Source organism: Bacillus cytotoxicus NVH 391-98, from assembly GCF_000017425.1.
GTDB lineage: Bacteria > Bacillota > Bacilli > Bacillales > Bacillaceae_G > Bacillus_A > Bacillus_A cytotoxicus.
On sequence record NC_009674.1, the window covers coordinates 4,024,275 to 4,045,301 of the forward strand.

The window sequence follows — 21,027 nt, forward strand, 5'->3', positions numbered from 1 at the left end:
TGAACCAATCGGGCTTTTACGGGCAGTTGATCTCCCACCTGTCTTCCTTGCTACTCTTTGAACCTTGAGGTGGGAGTCTTACTGCCCGTTAATGCGGGATAAATTATCGTACACAACATCATAAAACTCTCCATCCAATAATTCTTGCAGCATTTCCTCATCTTCACGATTTACAATAAGCCTCTTTATGCGATTGCCAAACTCATCTGCTGTTACCCCTCTCGTTGCAATCGTCACCTCATGTTTCTCTTGCAACAGTTTCTCAACTAACCGTTTGCCAAAAAAACGTGTTCCCCCTAAAACTAATATCTTTACCATATCCGTCATTCCTTCCCATTCCCTATTTTAAAATAACGAAATCAATAACCTCTTTTATGTTACTAAATTTCCTCACAAAAAGTATGAAATTCCTGTGAGATTCTCTTATTTTTAAACTTACTAAAGAAACAAGGAAAATGGATGGAAGTCTGATTTTATGTAACGAAAAAGGCTGCCTCCGATTTATTCCTCACTTCTACTATAAAAAAATAGTAGCACAGACCATAGTCATGGTCTGTGCTACTAATCTTAGTATGTTTTTTATTCCTCTTCTCGATACCCATTTTTATTATTAACTTGCCATCTCCAAGAATCCGCACACATTTCCTCGAGTCCACGTTTTGCTTCCCATCCTAGTTCTCTTTTTGCTTTCGATGCATCTGCATAACATATTGCCACATCTCCAGGACGGCGCTCTGTAATTTTATAAGGTACCTTTCTTCCGGAAACTTTCTCAAAAGCTTTCACCATTTCTAATACACTATAACCCGTTCCTGTTCCAAGGTTATAGGCATCTATTCCTGTTGTCTTGAGCACCTTTTCAAGAGCCTTCACATGGCCATTTGCTAGGTCCACAACATGAATGTAATCACGTACACCTGTGCCATCTTTTGTTGGATAATCATTTCCGAATACACTTAATTCTTTTAATTTCCCAACTGCTACCTGTGTTACATACGGCATTAAGTTGTTCGGAATACCATTTGGGTCTTCTCCAATGCGCCCGCTTTCATGAGCACCAAATGGGTTGAAGTATCGAAGTAATACTACGCTCCATTCTGGATCTGCCACAACGACATCGCGTAAAATTTGTTCAATCATTAATTTCGTTTGACCGTATGGATTGGTTGCACTTAACGGGAAGTCTTCTGTAATTGGTGATGTCTCTGGAATACCGTATACTGTTGCAGATGAGCTGAAGATCATCTTTTTCACATTATGCTTTTCCATCACTTCACATAACACTAATGTGCTTGTAATATTATTATGATAATACGTAAGCGGAATTTCAACCGATTCTCCCACTGCTTTTAAGCCAGCAAAATGAATCACCGCTTCAATCGTATTTTCTTCAAAAATTGCATGAAGTGCTTCACGATTTAAAACGTCTTCTTTATAAAATGGAAACGATCTACCTGTTATCTCCTTCACACGATTGATTGCTTCTTCTGAGCTATTAGAAAGATTATCTACTACGATAATTTCATAACCGCTATTTAACAACTCTACACATGTGTGACTACCAATATATCCTGCTCCACCCGTTACAAGTATTGCCATAAGTATAGTCCTCCATATTTCATTCATTATAAACTTTTAAAATTATACCACATATCCTCCCCCAAATGTTTATCCCCCCAAGTCACCATCTTACATTTTATACCATATATCCATTGTATCATGACTATTTCATAGAATAGTTTTGTATTATTTTTAGTACTTGCATTGAGAAATAATCAAATGAAGTAAACTGATTTCAATTTACATGTTCTTCTTAAAAAGGCAAATACTCTTTTATATTCTATATTCACTTAAGGAGAATTCTTAATTATGATAAACCGTTAAAATTAATTGATTCTCGTGAAAAGAATATCAGGTCTACCATAAAATTTATACACTTCATTTAAGTCGGCAACGAAAACAATAACATTTACGACTTGATTCATTCCAACAATTAATTGTCTTCTTAACTGGAAAATGATTTTCTCTCTCTTACCAATATCTAGTGAAAATAAAATAACATACAGCGTATCTTCAATTGTAAAAGCAGCTTGATCAATCATATCTTGAACAAGTGATGCATCGATTTTATAATTCTGTTCATTAAAAAATTTTGTTAGAAAAGCTTTTAAATCCACTAAATAATAAATAGTATTTTTCGATAATAAGACTGATGGATAAACAGTTTCTTTTAAATCATTGTCATTGGAGGTAATATCTTGTATTTTTCGTTTTAAAATCATCAATTTCTCATAGGTAAGCAAATAATCCGTATAAATAGTTGGATAAATGGAGTGACTTAAATATTCAAAAGAGATGACAAAATCAATTGGTATCGCAAACGTTTCTAACTGTTTTGGAGACAGAAAATGATTGATTTTTACAAATGGAAGATACTTTTCAATTGTTTGTTTTGCATAAAACAATTGATCAAGTCCCGTATTAGATATAAGCGCCGCATTCAGCTTTGGATATTCAAGGAAAAATTGATCAATATTATTTTTGATGATCATGACAAAACGGCTTATATCCATTCGATTAAAATTCAGTGCTTTTAAAGTTGGCGTTGATCTAAATATAAAACTGATAATCCCAAATAAAAAGGGATCTTTTTGTATGATTTCATTATAAAGTGTATTGATTACGCGAATTCCATTCGTCGACCGAGTGATAGCGCGATCAAATTCTACTTGGAGTGCTTTAATCGTTAACGAATCAAGAGAACAAGCGATTATCTTTTTTAGCTCTTTAATAAAAGACTCAATAGCGCCTTTCACAATAGCGGTAGGTTGGAAATTCTGAATTTGCTCCATTGTAAGTTGCTTCGTACCAATCTGCATGAGATTTAAAAGAAACATACATTCCTCCTTCGGTAAAGGCATCTTGTAATGTTGTAAAAATAACTTTTGAACCAAATTGATAGACTCCATTTCATGATCCTGAACTTTTGTTTGATAATGAGTTGTAATGGGACATTGAATTTCCAAACGTCCAATCATTATTTTTAAATACATAGCAAGATGCAAAACAGCATTTGAAGTGAAGGTGACTTTCATTTCGTTTAAAAGTTGAGAAATAAAGTGCTGATGGACATAATCTATTTGCTCTTTTGGAGCTCTCATAAATTCATAAGAAAAGGCATTATTTGAAAAACCAAAAAAATAGTACAGTGCGAACAAGCGAATTTTTTTTTCATCACCGGTAATTCTTAAACCCTTTCTTTTGTTTAGACTTAATGAAAAGTTGTCCAATAGGGTTTCCCAATGCTTGAGTTCATACTTAATCGTATTTGGATTTGAGAACACCATTTCTGCCAACTCAGGAATAGAAATCGCAGTAGGACTAAATAACAATTTATGAAAAGTGTCGTAAAATAAAGCATAACGTGAGTCAATTTGAAGTCGATAAATATCCAATAAGTATTCTAGATGTTCTACCTCTTCATCCATTAAGGATAGACAAACTCCTCTGCCGGGTATCTTACTAAGAGACGCCTTGATATGATGATTCGAAATAAATTCTTGAATCACTTTTAAATCATTCCGAATTGTTTTTTCTGAACAGGCTAATTTTTGTTTGTAGTAATCAATGACCTGATAATCCCCTTTATGATCCAATAACATTTCTGCTAATTTTTTTTGCCTAGTATTCATACAGACTTCTCCTTATTTTACCGGAACTACGGTAAAATGAATTATTTCTCATATGATGATTATATCCTAAAATAAACCCATATTAGTAAGAAAGAATACAGCTAATTTGCTTGCAAGCAAAATGAAGGTAATTAACATGGAAGGGACGTTAGCTTTATGAAACTGGCTCAGGAAAAACAAGAAACATTTTTGATGGCACCGCTATTAGTTTTAATGTGTGCACAAATTGGAACATCTGCCGATAATTCTGTCCTAAGTGTTGCAACAAATTCGTTAATTTCAGCATTGAATGCTTCAATGAATGATATTCAACTAGCCAATATGGTTTACTCGCTTTGTGCAGGAGCATTTATGGTTGTTGGTGGCATGTTAGGAATTATCATCGGTTGGAATAAAAACTTTCGAATTGGAGCAGCTCTTATATTTGTTGGAGAAGTGATGTTGGCAATTTCCCACAATATAATGTTATTCACATGGGGGGGAAGGCTCATTGTTGGGTTAGGTGCTAGTTTGATGATTCCCTCTGTATTAGGAATGATCCCGGGAATATACAAAACTAGAACAGAACGTGCATTTGCGTTTGGGGCAATCGGTGCAGCAACAGGGATTGCTTCTGCAGCCGGACCAATTATAGCAGGAATCTTAATTGATAATTTTGGATTTCGAATAGCATTTGGTTTTTTAGCAACTTATTTCGCTATCGTTTTAATTGCTTCTAGCATAATTCCTAAAATCCCAAAATCATCATCAAAATTACGTTTAGATTATCTAGGTATCATGATTGCCGCTTGTGGTCTCTTTTTATTTTTAATTGGGATCTCAAAAATAAATGTTTGGGGATTAGTTCAACCCATTAACGCTCCATTCACAGTGTTTGGATACTCACCTTCATTACCACTAGCTATACTAGGACTTATTATACTGAGCTTTTTATTAAAAGTAGAAAAATATGTTGAGAAAAAACATGGTTGCGCATTAATTCCATCTTCCTTTACTTCAAATGCCCAAGTACGGGAGGGCCTATATGCTTCTGCGATCGTTTTCTTCTATCTAGGTGGAATGATTATGATCGTCAATCCTTATCTACAGATTGTTAACGGCTTTAACGCCTTACAAACAGGATTTGCTATGGGATTTATGGGATTACCTATGTTTTTAGTCTCTTTACTTACACCAAAATATTTCCCTCATGTTCATCCTAAATATTTATTACGCCTTGGGTATCTTTTACTTGGTATAGGGGTGATTCCTATGAGTATCTCTTTATTACCAAATGGCGTTAGTAAACTTATGTATTTCGGATTAATTATAGCAGGGATTGGAATGGGACTTATCAGTTCACAAAGCTCAACAATTGTTGCTACAGCAATTAATACTCGAGATGCTGAGCAATCTGGTGGGATTCAAACAACTTCACGTAATATTGGTCAAGCAATCGGTGTAGCAATATTAGGAATGGTCATGTTGTTTTCATTATCTGCTGGTTGGGATTCTGCCATTCAAAAAGGATCTAACCTTTCAGAACAAGTAAAATCACAGATTCAAAATGAAAGAATCACCTTCAAAAGTGATGCCGATTTACTTCACCAATTTAATACAGTACCTCTAACTAAGCGAGAAAAACAAACATTATTAGAAGTTAACTCGCAGGGCCGTATTCAATCTACTAAATATGCTCTATACACTATGGGATTGATATCAGTACTCTTTCTATTAGGAACTACTGGTATTAAAAATAATTCAGAAAAGGATGATACAAAATGAAAATCTTCAAAGGACAAAAAGTTTATTTAATGGACGATGACTTTTCAACTGCTACAGGAGTAGTAGAAGAAAACGGAAAAATCATTGAAACTGGTAATTTTGAAGAGCTTGTTAACAAATATCCTGAAGCTGAAAAAATAATGACTTATGAAAATGATTACTTATATCCAGGATTTGTCGAACCTCATTCACATCCTATGCTTACTTCCTACTTTTTAGGAAATTGTACTTTAATTGATTTTAAACATTGGGATTTTGGGAAATATGGTGTAGCGCCTGCTTGCCTCACTCCTGAAGATATGATGAATCGATTAGAAAAAGAAGTTGCTAAAAAAGAAAAAGATTCCTTTTTATTCTTCGGATATAATAAGCAGCGCCACGGTACAATCACTGCTAAAGAGCTTGATCAATTAGAAGATCAAAAACCTGTTGTATTACTCTATGGAACAGGTCATGGTGCAGTAATGAATACTTGTTCAATGGAAAAATTCGGATTTAACAAAATTCCTAAAGAGACATTTGGTTGTGGATTAACTGAAGATGGTAATTATAATGGCGTCTTTACCGAAACAGCCTATATGCCTTATATCAGCTATTTAGCACCAATTCTCTATAATAATGACAATCTAGAAAAAGGGAAAAATTTATATTTAGAAAACGCAAAAGTGAACGGTATTATTGCTACTGCAGAATATATGGGTGGCGGCACATCAGGTTTAGAAAATGAAATTGAATTTTATCAAGGCTTCAGTAATGAAGATTACCCTATTCATATGTCCTTTTTAACAAACTATCAACATGTTAATAATCAATTTGATAACGATAACCAAAAAACTTTCGAATATATAGATAACATGATGTCAAAATACGATACAGATGACTTTAAAATAATGAAAGCCTTAAAATTCTTCTTCGATGGTGCTGTAATTGATCATCAAATCATGTTATCCGAACCTTTAACAAATGGAGAAGTTGGGAAATGGAATTACGATTTTAAAGGTCATAATATTGAAACTTTTGTCGAAGATTTTCTACCATTCTGGAAAAATGGATATGACTTTTATATTCACTCCCAAGGTGATCTATCACAACTAACGTTAGCAAAAAAATTAAAAGAATTATTAACTAAAGCTCCTAGAGATGATTATAAAATGTCCATCCAACACTTTGCTTTTTCGAATGACGAATTTTTTGAATTCGTACGAGCTAATAACTTATCTATTAGTATTTCAGCTCTTCCTGCTTATATGGATATTTGGCCAATGTGGGACAAAGCAGGATTATATCCAAAACATTTTCTAACTCAAAACTTCTTACGTCTAAAAGATGTAACAGATGATGATCATTTTGATTTATCTATTCACAGTGATGCTTGTAATATGCCAACTAGACCACTTTATGGAGTATATAAAGCGGTAACTAGAAAAGATGATACTGAAACAAAAGTGAAAGATGATCGTCCACAAAATATTGATTTAATTACAGGTATTCGAGCTATTACAATTGAAGCTGCTAAACAAAATCGAAATGAAAATCTATTCGGTAGCATTGAACCGGGTAAACGAGCATCATTTGTTGTATTTGAAAAAGACTTATTTGATCCAAAAAATGATTACGAAAACCTAAAACAAAATGTTAAACATCTAGTTATAAATGGAACCTATATTTCACTTAGTTAAATATATTTATGATAACAATTCCTACATTTACTGTAATTCTTTCTCCTCCCATTGTTCATAAATCATATATAAGAGATTGTCCCAAAAGGTCGTTAAACACAAGCTTTTGGAGACAATCTCTTCTTTCTTATTAAACTACCACTATGCTAATAATCAATTTGACAATAACGATCAAAAAATTTCGCAATCACATCTCGATCTGATCGGTCTATCATCATGTTAATTCTTCCTTGTAGATAACCATATAAGAGCCAATTTGAACACTCTCTTAGTTGATTATATTTATCCTTTTTTGCCTTAAAGCATAATATCGTACGGTCCTTTTTTGTTTTGTAATAATATTTAGAGATATTATTGTAATCAATAATATATTCTCTTTGCAGTTGATACATTTCTTTCACTTCGTAAATCATAACTTTATGTTTTGTCCCAAAAACGACAAATCGATTTCCTACATCGACAAGTACTAATGGCATAGCAAAATAGTCCGCGGAGCATAAAAGAGATCCTAAGTAGTAGCCCCCTGTCGCACTCGCTTGAAACTGTAATTCGATATATTCATCCTCCTCTAGCTCATAATGTGCTTTTCTTTCTATCTCTCGTAAATTTTCCCTTGCAATTTGCTTTTTAATATCTTTTTTCTTCTCTTCCAAATTCCCAATCAAACGCTCTCCTATTTCTTCAAAATGAGCTATTTGTCGTTCATCCCACTGCTCCAAAACAACTTGATCTAGGCCATTTTCATACCTCATAATATCCCTCCATTCCCTTTTTTAATTTTTCCCTTCCTCTAGACAATCTTGTATAAATGGCACTCGTACTCATATGTAGTTCTTCAGAAATCTGCTTTATACTCTCATCTGCAATATATCTTCGATAAAAAATGTGATAGTCCACCTGATCAAGTCGTTGAATGACCTCTAAAACAAATTCTTTTTCTTCCTCTTTCAACAAAACTTGTTCTACATCTTCTTTATCTTGTAAAATGCAACGTTCCATTGTTTGTTCTATCAATTTTCGCTTAAACTTTCTTTTATAATCTAACGCCTTAAACTTCGCAATCGAAATAATCCAGTTCTTAAATTGTCCCTTTTCAATTTGAAAATGATCTATTTTATACCACAGAATGAAAAGAACATCGTTATAGCATTCCTCAATTTCAACTCTTTCGTGATTTTCTCCTAATATACTTCCTATAACGCCATATATAAGCCTGCTATACTGAAGAATAACTTGATCTAATGCTTCTATATTTTGATTTTTCAATTCGCCCACTAATTCCTTATCATTCATACCTTCTCCCTCCTTTACTTATATATACGAGTGTAACAAATAGTTTCTTACAATATTTTTAATTAAAAATTTTTAACAAATAACATCTACTATTAAACACGAACATTCTTAATTAAATTAATAATTTAATTCGATATTAAATCGTTTTCTCCGGATTTTTTTCTGTAAAACCCTAAAAAATAGACTAAAAAACTTTGACTTCTTTAATAAAATAATGTACATTACCAATTGGGGCGAACATTTTTTACAATTGACAACAAAATTATTCGTATTTAGGGGTGTAAAATATGGAAAATGTATTCGACTATGAAGATATTCAATTAATTCCTGCAAAATGCATTGTAAATAGCCGTTCTGAATGTGACACAAGTATCACTTTAGGAAAACATAAATTTAAATTACCTGTCGTGCCTGCAAATATGCAGACAATTATTGATGAGAAAATCGCAACGTACTTAGCAGAAAATAATTATTTCTATATCATGCATCGTTTTCAACCTGAAACACGCATGGCATTCGTTAGAGATATGCAATCACGAGGATTAATTGCTTCTATTAGCGTTGGGGTTAAAGAAGAAGAGTATGAATTTATAAAGCAGTTAGCTGCTGAACAGCTTTCACCTGAGTACATTACAATAGATATTGCACACGGTCATTCAAATGCCGTTATTCAAATGATTCAACATATAAAAAAATATTTACCAGAAAGCTTCGTTATCGCTGGAAACGTTGGAACACCAGAAGCAGTGAGAGAACTCGAAAATGCTGGTGCTGACGCTACAAAAGTAGGGATTGGGCCTGGTAAAGTTTGTATTACAAAAATTAAAACTGGATTCGGAACTGGTGGATGGCAGTTAGCTGCACTTCGCTGGTGTGCAAAAGCTGCAAGTAAGCCAGTTATTGCTGATGGAGGCATTCGTACACACGGAGATATCGCAAAATCCATTCGATTTGGAGCAACTATGGTTATGATTGGTTCTCTATTTGCTGGTCATGAAGAGTCTCCAGGAGAAACTATTGAAAAAGATGGAAAACTGTATAAAGAATATTTCGGTTCGGCTTCTGAATTCCAAAAAGGTGAGAGAAAGAACGTTGAAGGGAAAAAAATGTTTGTTGAACATAAAGGTTCTTTAAAAGATACTTTAATTGAAATGGAACAAGATCTACAATCTTCTATTTCATATGCTGGTGGAACAAAATTAGAATCCATTCGTACTGTAGATTATGTCGTTGTGAAAAATTCCATTTTCAATGGAGATAAAGTATATTAAGTCTTATCGATCAGACAGATGAGCAATTACCTGGGCGTAATTGCTCTTTTTTTTATACACGTATTCTGCTGGATTAACTGCCTCCACTGCCATATTTTAATTAATTCAAGAAGAAGGACAACCCGTAGTAAATCGCTGGCTCGAAGTACTGCGTGCCAGCGGAACGATGAAACCACTAGAATTAATGAAGCATGCAGGAGTGGATATGTCAAAACCAGATCCACTCCGCAAGGCTGTTTCTTATGTAGGTTCATTAATTGATGAATTAGAACAGTTGTATCACGAGTAATAAAAAACAAGCCCCTTAAGAATGATCATTCTTAAGGAGCTTGTTTTCTACTTCCCAAATCTTTTACGATACCCGCATTTTCGACATAACTCTTCTACTGCAACTCTTCTTGAAAAGCCATCTACAAGATTTTTTGCTCTTTCCCCTTCAATAATATTGGAGAACGAATCCTCATTAATATTCCCAAGATTAATGATGCCCTCACCATCTAAACAACAAGGGATAACTGTTCCGTTTGCTAAAATACCCGCCTGTGTTCGAAGACCATAGCAAAATCCTTTTCCATCATCTTCTTCCTCATGAAGAGCGGGCCACTGAAATTCATAATCTTGGTTAATAAAGATCCGATCAGCAAGCTTTATACCGCTTCCGGGTGTAATCTTCTCCTCAATTTTGTACGGCAGACTAAACTCTTTTTCAATCATCTCTAACAGTTCTCTATTTCGCTTTCTCTCAAGATTTGTCTTATTATCTTGCGTCAAGTTCCACAATCTTAATGAAACAATTAAATCCGATTCACTTGTTGCTTCTCGAATAAAAGAAAGGATATTCCTTACATACCCTTCCTTATCCTCCGAACCAGGATGTCCATCAAAACTATGGAGCGAAAAATTAATCTGTCTTAACGCTGGTTTATTTAATAATTTATGTTTTCTCTTATGAATTAAAGTGCCATTCGTTGTAATATTTACTTTAAACCCTTTTTCATGACTTAAATCTAACAATTTGTCTATTTTAGGATGAAGCAACGGCTCACCTTTAACATGCAAATAAATGTAGTCTGTGTGCGGCTTAATTTGGTCTAACCTCTTTGAAAAGTCCTCCACAGACAGAAACTGCTTCTGCCGTTCTGTTGGCGGACAAAAACTACATGCAAGATTACACACACTCGTAATCTCTAAGTAAAACTTCTTAAACTTTTTCAACCTCAATTCCCCACTTCTTTGACTACTTAGAACAACCCATTGTCCTCCCACTATTACAGCATACTTTTTATGAAATGGGAACATGTTGATTTGAGATACTTATTACCATTTTTCTTTTTCTACATACTCCAATTCACACAATAATCGACTGCCTATTGTCCCTCTTGATTCTTATCACCCTTAAAAACAATCCAAAGCTAAGAAATAAGCCGGTTGCGACAATTCCACTAACAGGATTTAACCAAAAATCCCCTTGATCTGTAAATGTAATGACACCACTAATTGTAACCAAAACTGTCGGGACAGCGTCCTCAAGAGCATGCATACACACACATGGCCATACGGATTTCGTAAGTCTATATATTTCAACATACATAACCGTCCAGCACACCATGAGCACACACCCGATTAAGAGCGTACTCACCCTTGAAGTAGATTCAAAATAATGATTTGGTAAAAATACGATATAATAAGCGCTATGCCATAAAGCCCAAACAAGTCCAGAAATAAGATACAGTAGCCAATCATTCATTTTTAGTTCGATTAACTTCGGCGTTAAATAGCCACGCCATGCAAACTCTTCAAATATATTTTTAAGAAAATTACTTGCCATAGAAATCATCATAATGGATAAAAGCGAATATAGTTCAACATGCGATATGTCCGCAGCACCAAAACAGAGTGCAAATCCAACACTGACGAGAGTAACAAAAGGATAAATAGAGAATGCTGTAACATACCACTTCACATTATTTTTCACATTTAATTTCAACCCCATGTCTTTCCAATCACGGCGAATGATTCTAAAAAATATAGCCGTGAAAAACGGTAACACTAACCAAAGTCCCATACCTAAAGAATTACCTTCCGTTTGATCTGTAAGGACAGAATCAAGCAATACCCCAAGCCATCCACCGCTCAAGACAACAATAATAAAAACAATCAAATGAACCTTTACATTCCCTCTCTTTCCTGTCACCATGTTAAATCGTCTCCTTTTTCCATTTGCCCTCTTTCATATCAATAGAACTTAACTCCCAGCAAAACAAAATAGAATTCTTTCTACCCTACATGTCCATAAAAAGCTACTATACATCGGTTCATTATATTTAATAATATTCATTTATATGATGTATTCTTTAAGTCCTATTCTATAACCGTTCTATCAACACAAATCCCCTTGACCTCATTATGCCAAGGGGATTCATACATATTTTATTGAAACATTACCTTAAAATAATAATTTCTTTTTCATATCATAATTAACATTTTCGCTATATTTTCAAGAAGGTATCAATCATGAAATTATATTTCATGAGGGAAATGATATGAAGGATTTATTTGTGATACGGTTCTCCCCTCTTTACTAACTAGTAAAGCGTCATCTTGCCCATTATTACAATCAAACCAATAAGTTATTCCTTTTATTTCTTTACGATTAGGTTGAACCTCTATTTTCTTGATTATTGCTCGCAATAGAGACTTTTTTTGTTCATAAGTAGCATTTTCATATAGATTAGTGAAATTTTCAAGTGCCTTTATAACCATTTCTTTCGTAATAGGTATTTCCGAACTCTCAATTTTCCTATCTAATTTACTTTTTTCCCTTTCTAGTTCAACTATCTCTTCTCTTAAGGGCTCGGATAATTCCGTATATGTTTCTACTCGAATTTTCTCATCAAAATAATCCTTATTAAGTTTTTTATAAATTGCTTCTTTCTTTTTAATTCTTCATTTATATATGATAAATCATTTTTTATCCTTTCTATTCCACTTTCTTGTTTCTCTTGGATACGTTCAAACGTTTTATCAAAAATTGAAGGTATTAAAATAATTTTATTAATACATTGCAATACCTTTTCCTCAATATCTTCCTTACGAATAAGATTAGATTTACAAGCCAACTTCCCCTTACTATGAAATGCTTGGCACATATAATATAAATGATATCCTGATTTATCTCGTTTTTTAGTTTTACACATTACCATCCCTGCTCCACAAGATGGACAACGTAAAATACCAGATAGTACAAATTCCCCATTAAAATTACGATTTTTAGAAATACTTTTCTTGTGGGCATAATTCACACCTTGGACTCTTTTCCATAACTCCTCAGATACAATAGGTTCATGTTTACCTTTAACAAATTTATATTCGTCTGCTTTTCCTTTTCTTCTTTCTACGTTCCAATTCTTATGTCGTCCCCATCTACAGTATCCGATATATAGTGGATTCTCTAAAATTGTTTTAATTGTACCTATACTAAATAATCTTCCTCTCTTTGTTTTAAAACCTTGTTGATTTAAAATAATAGCAATGGATTTATACCCTTTTCCTCCAGCTCTTAAATGAAATACCCTCCGTACAATCTCAGCTTCTTCTTTATTAATTTTTAGCTCCTTATTCTTAACGTCATATCCAAGTACACGTCCCCCATTCCAGTAACCTAACTCTGCTCGCTTAGACATACCAGATTTTACCCTTTGTACAATCATTGAACGCTCATATTCAGCAAATGTAGCCAATAGTTGGATAAATGCAGTCCCTCCAGTCGTAGAACTATCTAAGTTATTATCACTTACTAACACACAACATTTTCTTGGAGCAAGGACATCATCTATTAACTTAGTAACATCACTTACTCTTCTTGATATTCGGTCAACAGATTTAACTAATATCCCCGTAAATTTCTCTTGATAAAGGTCTTTAAATAAACGCTGTATTTCAGGTCGATTATAATCCTTTCCCGAATAGCCATCATCAACATATATATCGTATACCTCATAACCTTTAGTGTTAGCATATTGTTTTAAATAATCTTCTTGTGCTCCTAGAGAGAATCCCTCATTCGCTTGCTCTTCGGTCGATACCCTAATATAAATAGCTACTTTACGCTTACTATGATTCATGTTCCTTCCCCCGATTAATTAGTAATGTCTTTTAGTTCTATATTTTCAATTACAATCCACCCTAATATTTCTATTAATTGATTCCATTTTGTCTCTTCCATACTTGGAATAATCATATTTTCTAACTCCTGCTGACTACGACTAAAGTTCATTTCTTCCTTTTCCAATTTCCTCACCCTTTTAATTTCTAAATAATAGGCTTATGCTTACCCTCTACATGTATATTTCCATAGCTATACATTCCTTGATAAAAAGATTTTCTATCCAGAATCCTTTTAACTTGTACTTTCGTAAATTTTTTCCCTTTTGCAGTAGTAAACCCTTCGATATTCAATTGCTCAGCTAAATTCGATAGTGACCACTTAGGATAGAGTGCCCTTAAGGTAAATACACGCTTTACAGCTTCTGCTTCTTTAACATTGACCTCAATATGCTTTTGACCTTTTCTAGCTTTATAACCATAAGCCACTCTTCCGCCTGCATATCCACCTTCCTGGGCTTTTTTATTACGTCCACGTCCTAACTTAAGAGCGATTTCTAAACGTTGATATTGATCCAATAACTCCATCAATCCATTAATTAAAAAGTCATTTGGATCTTTCTTATAAATACTGTAGTTCGGCTGTTCAATACTTTTCACATCAACTTGATACTTATTAAATTCTCGATGTATCAACACTTTTACAATATCCGAGCGCCATAAACGGTTTGTATTTAAAACAACTACATAATCTATATCTTTCATCCGAAGTCTTGATAGCATATTTTGAAATCCCTCTCGTTCTACTTCAAGTGCTTCTTCATCTACTTTCGCTCCACTAATACCAAGGTCACTGTATATATCAATCAACCTCCAATTGTTATCCTTACAAAGTTTTCTAATCTCATCTTGTTGATATAAGGCACTATAACCTTCCTTAGCTTGTCCTTGGGTTGATACCCTAACATAGCCAATCACGTTCACAAAAAATCCCCCTAGCGTAACGATATTTAAAATTAACGTAACGTTCCGAATAAAAAATGTAAAATATTAACATTTTAAATCATATTAATTTTGCACTCCAATTCCAACCCTTTATTTAAAATTAATTTTTATCTCTTATTTTTAAAGGATTACTCTGTTCAGAAAATACCTTTAAATATCTTGTAGCTAGTGGGAATCAAACAATTATTTAAAATTAATCTGTTTTAAAACTATTTTCTTAAGAACCTTTTTTCTTATAAATAGTTACCTTTACATCGCCCCGATACTCATTTTTATACCCTTTCTCATCTATAGCTTCCAAATTTATCAGTTCAAGGCATTTCATAAATTCATCATAGTTACCAGTTCTAACCTTAGGTTTTTTTAAATTTTTACTAAATGTGTAAGCTTGTTTTCCATATCCTCTTTCATCTTTCTTAAACTTCTGCATATTATCTACTAAATATTGAGATAGTTTAGATTGAGAATAAACAACATTTACATCGTATATCTTCTTTATATTTACTCCTCCATGCCCCCATATATTTTCAAATTCCTTATTGCGTAACATTTCAAGTGGAATCCTTGGAATATTAACCAATACATGATAATGAATTGTTCCACGCTTTTGAAAAGAACGGACAGCTAAATATTTAAAATCTCCAAATTTGGAGCGCATACGTTTTATCCATCTCTCAAAATCTTTACATGCTTTCTCTACAGCTATATTTTCCCTATAAGTTAAAGTAATTAATTGATCTCTATAATTCTTAAAATTAAGGTATAAAAGGTGGTGAAAATCATCAATTTCCTTATTTTTCAATCCTCTTACTTTTGTTTCTTTTTTGTTTCCTTCACTTACGAAGTTTAATTTATTTCGTTTCTTTAATGGCCTATTATAATGTTTATTTATCCCTGTTTTTACTTCTCTTTCATATTCAACTACCTTTAAAAACCTCCCCAACTCTACAAATTTGTAATTATAACCAGACATATCCTGCTCCTCCTTTTTATTTCTCGTCTAAAGAAACAGAACAGATGCAAAACATTCTCCCGGTTTCACATGTTTTTTCTAAACTTTTTTTAAAAATGTGTCTAAAATGTGAAAAAACCGCCATTTTAATGGACGGTTCCTTCTTTGAGTTATATAATTATACATTTTAAAGTTAATAATCCTCTTCAACCTCTAAAATATTGGCTAAATTTGAACGAGCTTCATTAATTTTCTCTTCTAACATATTTCTATCCCCTGATTGTTCTAACAATCCTACACTTGTAATTAGCCCCCTAAAATGAATTAATATCATCCTTTCCTTTTCGCTATAATCATTCGGATAATTTTCCATTGCACGCATATGATCAGCTACCCACTTAGTCACCTTTTTATCAGGAAATGCATTCTCCTCAATTGCTATATTTAATTCGTGAAAGCTATAAAGGGAACTTTTATAAAAATCTTCTTCTATTCCGCTTGGCGTATCAATTGAACTACCTAATTTAGAAGTAATAAATAGAATTAAAATAATACCTAAAATCCAAAATCTTTTCTTTTTCCAAATAGGTCTCTTTACTTCTTTATGTACTACTACGTCCTCTTTCAAATTTCTCATCTTCCCTTCCTTAAATTAAACCACTTTAAATAAATTGAATTTTCTTTCTTTAACTCTTATACTTCCTTACCTTCTTCTCTACTACGTAGAGGGAGACTTCGTCTCTTTAGTTATAAAAGTATAATATTTCTCTTTTGATATTAACGAGAGACCTACATATACTTATTAAATAAAAGGAATAGAACGGTACGTAAAAGCGTACCACTTTTAGAAAAATTATATGGTATCTTTTTCCATAAAGTCAACTGATATAAGTTGGGCAGGGATAAAGATGACAAAAAAAGTTATAGTAAAAATACATGAATTAACTAAAGAAAAGGGAATCTCCTTAAGAGAATTATCACGATTAACAGATATCCGTCACGCAGCTTTAAGTGAATTAGCTAATCAAAAAAGGCAAAATATTAACTTTAGACATATAGAGAAGATTGCAGAAACTTTTGAGATTGAGGATATTAGAGATATTATTGATTTTGATCAGAAATAAAGCGCTTTTTATAGAAGCGTTTTATTTTATTTGTATATTATTTCATAAATTATATAGAATACCCTTATATATCATTTAATTAAAATAAGAGGATTTATCAAGTAATTTAATATCAAGATCATATATATTATTTATAGGTAAATTTTCAATAAATTCCCTTCCATTAAATCAAATATAGTTACACATAATTGCAAAATATGATATAAGATTAATGAGAGGTGTTTTAAATGTTCACAAGCGAATTATGCTTACAAAATAAATTTATACAACTAAAAGAAGCTGATTTAAACGAAAATGAGAAAATCCTAACGGAGTTTAATGCGCGATTTGGAAATGTAGATATAGTTCAGGTAATTATTAATGATTCCAACTTACTAAGTTATGATCAAGCAAATTTACTTTCATCTTACCAATGTGCTAAGGTATTAGCCTTTTTACACAAAAAAGCAATTCGTACCTTTACCTATCTACAAAAAAGTACAGATTATGGAGAGAAAACATTAAGCACTATATTATCTAAGTTAATTAAAACAAACATAGTTACAGAAATTAATTCAAATCGATATATTATCTCTGAAGAATTCGAATTCCCTATATTACAATTCATATCTTATGAAGCAAAATTACAAAAATGGAAAAAAGCTATACTCCAAGCTTCCATTAATAAAAAATTCTCATCTTATTCATATGTAGTTTTACCAATTGAATTAGCATACAAATTAAAACAAAATAAATTAGATTATTTTCAAACCTATAATGTTGGACTGATTGGTGTTTCTGATAACAAAATTGAATACCTATTCAACCCTAAAAAAGAAACTTTGAAGTTTACGATTAATCCTTCATTAATTTCTAGTATCGCTAAGTATCAGTTAGAAACTTCGACCTTCTCCATTTCAACCCAATAAAAAGAAGCTATCACTAAATTGAATAGCTTCTTTTTATCATGCTACTTATAGAATAATAAAATTATCTTCTTGAAATCCATTTAAGGCATTCTTATAATTCCCTATATGCCTACCATTAATCCTTTGTAATGGATTCAGTTCATTGTAACGGTTTATATTAGATTCTGCTGTATCAACTATTTCATTCACTAGCCTTAATTTTTCATCAATGCTTTCTTTTTCAACGATATCTTCAACAACTTTCTTCAAGGCTTCAAAATATTGTTGATAAATTTCATTTAAGTTTATACTTTCAATATTTCCTGAGTTTATTTTATCATCTAACTCACAATCACATAAAATCTTCCCGTACATTTCATCCTGATATTCCTCAGGAATACTAAATATTTCGTCCTCTATTGCTAATTCATATAGCATCTTCATGGAAGTATATCTTTTCTTTTGTCTTCCCATACCTTCAACTGGTTCTAAACCTTTTTGTTCCTTATTAAAGTTTCTTAATGAATAAAACCAACCTGTACCAATTGCCTCAGCTCCAACTGCAAAATATAAGATGCTTTCTATCCCCACATAACCAATGATAACCTTTAACCCAAGGTTTTTTAAATCATAAATAAATTGAAGCATATTTTGGAGTCGAGTAGGATTAAAATCATGCCTATGTTTATTATTATTCTCTCGATCAATAGTAATATATATACCATCAAAATTATGAGATATATCACTAAAATCATCTAAAAAGTCTGCAATATATGATTTATTTTCCAGCGCGCTTTCACTAAAAATAACTGAAACATATTTCTCAACTTCTATTCCCCGATTAGATACGCTCTCATTAAAAATTTCCCATATATCAAAAAGCTTATCAACTATTCTATCATTAAAACTATACAAATATAGGGATGGGGCCATTAATGCATCTACATTAAAATCTAATTGAAAATCAATAGAACTCTCCACTAAGTTCTCAATATTGCTGGTGTTTCTTAAAAAAGCTCTATCTATATCTTGTTCAGGAAAATAAGAAAGATCATTCAATTTTTTTGGAATTGATCCAGAAAATTGCTTATAATACACTTTTAAATCTACTATATTTTTTCCTAAAGAATAATCTGTATTATCTTCTCTTACATCCTTAATTCGGCTTATAGTTTCTTCCCTTGGATCCCAAATTACACCATCTATTAATCTGTTAGCATAAAATCTATCTAACTTTGGCTTCCAAGAAGGACCATGTTGTGCAAAAATCATTATTTTTCCTCCTGACCCATTAGATTTTCTAATTCATTTAATAGTTCATCTAAATTTGACCATCTTCTATGCCTTTGTTGTGTTGCCAATCTAGATATTACTTTACTAAATAGTAGTACAGACTTAGAACTAGAATCTTTCCCTTTCCATAACTGGAATACATAATGCATATCCCGTATGTTTTTCATACCCATCGTTCGGGTTTCTGGGAGAAATATTTCTATTGCAATTAATCCCAATGGAAATAAATCTGTTCTAAAGTCCCAAGTATAATCGGAAGTTCTTTTTTCTTGCTCAGGAGCCATATAATAAGGCGTTCCTATGGCCATTCTTGTACCAGTAAGTTTTTCCTCTTCATTTGATTTTACCAAACCAGCATCTATTATTTTAAAATTACCTTGATGGTATATAATATTTCGCGGCGTTAAATCCCTATGCACATACCCACTATCGTGCATTACCTTAACTTGATTAACCATTTGGAATAAAAATGCCACAATCGCATCAATATTTTGAGGGCTCCGATACAGTTCACTACTATTTAGTGTATCTCCCTCAAATCTTGTTTCAAAATAATAAATAAAACGATAATTTTCTTTTATTAATATTTGATGTTCTTCAAAAATCTCTAATTGAGGTAGAATCGGACATTTTTTTGATGCATTAAGCTCTCTAATAATTCTCTTTGATCTAGCCTCTATTTCATAATCACGTTCGGATTCAAAATCATTAGCTGATATTTCCCTAAATGCTAATCTGTTAAATGTGTTATAGGGTGAAACATCAACAAATTTAAGCATACTTACATTTCCGGTACTAAGGGTTACCTGGAATACCTGCCTCTGCCCACTTTTGGGTAACTTAGTAATGGATGTTGCTATTAATCCCTTTTGTTGTAATATGCTCTGAACATCTGCATCATTTATGATATATGGATCCATAATTTCTCCTTTACAAAAAATTAAATTTAAATTTTTATCCATGCAATCCCTTTACTATTTCCCACCTTTAAATTATTGTATCATATTTCCAATGTAGTATATTACTAAATATGTATGTTTTGGTAATAAAAAATCCCTTCGATAAGTTATATATTCATAACTTACCGAAGAGACTTTTACTCAAAATTCTTCTATAAAAATTTGTATTTTACTATCAATAACGATACGACTTTCATTACTATTGATAAATTGCTAAAACTTCTAGGATTATAATATTTTTATCACTTGTGATACTTTGTATATCCTCAATTTCCTCTTTACCCATTGTTCTTCTAATTCCTCGACCTAAAGAAAATAAATCCTTCATAATGTCAAATACAACTATAGGTTTATCCGTTACATTTTTTCGAGATAGAACTTTTGCAATTACAGTTACTTCTTCATCTTCAAAATCCTCTAAATGCTCTAATTCATAACAGAGATTATTTGCATTTAATTTCGCAAAACCTACTCGCTCTTCAAACTTGTTGCATTCAAGAAAGGCTGGAATTTTTGTGCTTTCCTTTGCAAAAATTTTATTGAATAATTCTTCTTCTTGAGCGTTTTGTATGTTCATGCTTGAAGTTAACATAGGCTTTCCTTTGTTAATTAAATCCATCATATCAAACTCTGTAGGAATCCGAAAATCTCCCTCAAAACGAATAATAGATGTTCTAGGTATTGTTTCAGCATCCCATTCATCCTGTGAAAAATCAAAATAATTATCCTTACTATTACTTTCAAGTAAATCTTCAAATTCATTACAGTCAAGTATTAGGCTCTCTACTATTTCCCCTTCCATTTCGTTACTTCCACTTATCCCCCCTGAAAGTACTGAAACTTTAGCGTTTACGGACTTCCCTGAATTTACTTTGACCTTGTTTATCTTTACATATTTTTTCCCCTCTAGTACTGCCCTATATTCTGCAACTTTATTTGAATCAAAATATATTAGATTTTTGAACAAAATAAACTCCCCCTTTTAGTATTTATCAGTATAATAA

At 32.4% G+C, this 21,027-nt stretch carries 19 protein-coding genes and 2 pseudogenes; 6 read left to right on the forward strand and 15 right to left on the reverse strand.

What is annotated here, in order from left to right:
• Positions 1 to 102: 102 nt before the first annotated feature.
• The 3 genes and pseudogenes from BCER98_RS19950 to BCER98_RS19960 all read right to left on the reverse strand — a co-directional run.
• Positions 103 to 318, reverse strand: a pseudogene (locus BCER98_RS19950) (NAD-dependent epimerase/dehydratase family protein); the annotation flags it as partial.
• A 261-nt stretch (positions 319 to 579) separates the two neighbouring features.
• A complete protein-coding gene (gene galE, locus BCER98_RS19955; RefSeq protein ID WP_012096410.1) occupies positions 580 to 1,599 on the reverse strand; it encodes a UDP-glucose 4-epimerase GalE in 1,020 nt (339 codons plus the stop codon).
• Positions 1,600 to 1,886: 287 nt separating this feature from the next.
• Positions 1,887 to 3,692, reverse strand: coding sequence for a BglG family transcription antiterminator (locus BCER98_RS19960; RefSeq protein ID WP_012096411.1), 1,806 nt, complete (start codon positions 3,690 to 3,692; stop codon positions 1,887 to 1,889).
• A 156-nt stretch (positions 3,693 to 3,848) separates the two neighbouring features.
• Between BCER98_RS19960 and BCER98_RS19965 the strand changes: the two genes are divergently transcribed.
• Both BCER98_RS19965 and BCER98_RS19970 read left to right on the forward strand, forming a co-directional pair.
• The gene (locus tag BCER98_RS19965) at positions 3,849 to 5,456 is read left to right on the forward strand and encodes an MFS transporter (protein WP_012096412.1); all 1,608 of its coding nucleotides are present in this window, start codon (positions 3,849 to 3,851) and stop codon (positions 5,454 to 5,456) included.
• Entirely contained in the window at positions 5,453 to 7,135 is a 1,683-nt protein-coding gene (locus tag BCER98_RS19970) for an amidohydrolase family protein (RefSeq protein WP_012096413.1), read from the forward strand. Before BCER98_RS19965 ends, BCER98_RS19970 begins: the two co-directional genes overlap by 4 nt.
• Positions 7,136 to 7,281: 146 nt before the next feature.
• Here the strand turns inward: BCER98_RS19970 and BCER98_RS19975 are convergent, their stop codons facing one another.
• Together BCER98_RS19975 and BCER98_RS19980 are read right to left on the reverse strand one after the other, a co-directional pair.
• Positions 7,282 to 7,887 carry a hypothetical protein gene (locus tag BCER98_RS19975; RefSeq protein WP_012096414.1) on the reverse strand — a complete coding sequence of 202 codons (606 nt, stop codon included), beginning with the start codon at positions 7,885 to 7,887 and terminating at the stop codon, positions 7,282 to 7,284.
• Positions 7,877 to 8,428, reverse strand: a complete 552-nt coding sequence (locus tag BCER98_RS19980; RefSeq protein WP_012096415.1) for a sigma-70 family RNA polymerase sigma factor — start codon at positions 8,426 to 8,428, stop codon at positions 7,877 to 7,879. The genes BCER98_RS19975 and BCER98_RS19980 overlap by 11 nt, the downstream gene beginning before the upstream one ends.
• A 287-nt stretch (positions 8,429 to 8,715) precedes the next feature.
• Between BCER98_RS19980 and guaC the strand changes: the two genes are divergently transcribed.
• Together guaC and BCER98_RS21555 are read left to right on the forward strand one after the other, a co-directional pair.
• A complete protein-coding gene (guaC, locus tag BCER98_RS19985; protein ID WP_012096416.1) occupies positions 8,716 to 9,699 on the forward strand; it encodes a GMP reductase in 984 nt (327 codons plus the stop codon).
• Positions 9,700 to 9,748: 49 nt separating this feature from the next.
• Positions 9,749 to 9,988 (forward strand): annotated as a pseudogene (locus BCER98_RS21555) (oligoendopeptidase F); the annotation flags it as partial.
• A gap of 47 nt (positions 9,989 to 10,035) precedes the next feature.
• Here BCER98_RS21555 and BCER98_RS19990 read toward each other — a convergent pair.
• The 7 genes from BCER98_RS19990 to BCER98_RS20020 all read right to left on the reverse strand — a co-directional run bounded on the left by BCER98_RS19990 (position 10,036) and on the right by BCER98_RS20020 (position 16,397).
• A complete protein-coding gene (locus BCER98_RS19990) occupies positions 10,036 to 10,914 on the reverse strand; it encodes a radical SAM/SPASM domain-containing protein (RefSeq protein WP_012096417.1) in 879 nt (292 codons plus the stop codon).
• A gap of 133 nt (positions 10,915 to 11,047) precedes the next feature.
• Complete coding sequence (locus tag BCER98_RS19995) at positions 11,048 to 11,896, reverse strand: CPBP family intramembrane glutamic endopeptidase (RefSeq protein WP_012096418.1); 849 nt, start codon at positions 11,894 to 11,896, stop codon at positions 11,048 to 11,050.
• A 679-nt stretch (positions 11,897 to 12,575) separates the two neighbouring features.
• Positions 12,576 to 13,823, reverse strand: coding sequence for a recombinase family protein (locus tag BCER98_RS20005; RefSeq protein WP_012096420.1), 1,248 nt, complete (start codon positions 13,821 to 13,823; stop codon positions 12,576 to 12,578).
• Positions 13,824 to 13,837: 14 nt separating this feature from the next.
• Positions 13,838 to 13,975: a hypothetical protein gene (locus tag BCER98_RS22725; RefSeq protein WP_162533128.1), complete on the reverse strand. Its 138-nt coding sequence runs from the start codon at positions 13,973 to 13,975 to the stop codon at positions 13,838 to 13,840.
• A 35-nt stretch (positions 13,976 to 14,010) separates the two neighbouring features.
• On the reverse strand, positions 14,011 to 14,787 hold the full coding sequence (locus BCER98_RS20010) for a recombinase family protein (protein WP_012096422.1): 777 nt from the start codon (positions 14,785 to 14,787) through the stop codon (positions 14,011 to 14,013).
• Positions 14,788 to 15,025: 238 nt separating this feature from the next.
• The gene (locus BCER98_RS20015) at positions 15,026 to 15,781 is read right to left on the reverse strand and encodes a rolling circle replication-associated protein (protein ID WP_012096423.1); all 756 of its coding nucleotides are present in this window, start codon (positions 15,779 to 15,781) and stop codon (positions 15,026 to 15,028) included.
• Between the two features lie 172 nt (positions 15,782 to 15,953).
• Positions 15,954 to 16,397 (reverse strand): hypothetical protein, encoded by a 444-nt coding sequence (locus tag BCER98_RS20020; RefSeq protein WP_012096424.1) that lies wholly within the window; start codon positions 16,395 to 16,397, stop codon positions 15,954 to 15,956.
• Positions 16,398 to 16,668: 271 nt separating this feature from the next.
• Here BCER98_RS20020 and BCER98_RS20025 point away from each other — a divergent pair, with 271 nt between their 5' ends.
• Positions 16,669 to 16,884: a helix-turn-helix domain-containing protein gene (locus tag BCER98_RS20025; protein WP_012096425.1), complete on the forward strand. Its 216-nt coding sequence runs from the start codon at positions 16,669 to 16,671 to the stop codon at positions 16,882 to 16,884.
• 227 nt (positions 16,885 to 17,111) lie between these two features.
• Positions 17,112 to 17,792, forward strand: coding sequence for a hypothetical protein (locus tag BCER98_RS20030; protein ID WP_012096426.1), 681 nt, complete (start codon positions 17,112 to 17,114; stop codon positions 17,790 to 17,792).
• A 45-nt stretch (positions 17,793 to 17,837) separates the two neighbouring features.
• On the opposite strand, the gene BCER98_RS20035 is transcribed toward BCER98_RS20030, so the two are convergent.
• The 3 genes from BCER98_RS20035 to BCER98_RS20045 form a co-directional block, all read right to left on the reverse strand.
• Entirely contained in the window at positions 17,838 to 19,043 is a 1,206-nt protein-coding gene (locus BCER98_RS20035; protein WP_012096427.1) for a hypothetical protein, read from the reverse strand.
• Positions 19,043 to 20,026, reverse strand: coding sequence for a protein kinase domain-containing protein (locus tag BCER98_RS20040; protein WP_012096428.1), 984 nt, complete (start codon positions 20,024 to 20,026; stop codon positions 19,043 to 19,045). The genes BCER98_RS20035 and BCER98_RS20040 overlap by 1 nt, the downstream gene beginning before the upstream one ends.
• A gap of 196 nt (positions 20,027 to 20,222) precedes the next feature.
• A complete protein-coding gene (locus tag BCER98_RS20045; RefSeq protein WP_012096429.1) occupies positions 20,223 to 20,990 on the reverse strand; it encodes a DUF6414 family protein in 768 nt (255 codons plus the stop codon).
• Between the last annotated feature and the right edge of the window lie 37 nt (positions 20,991 to 21,027).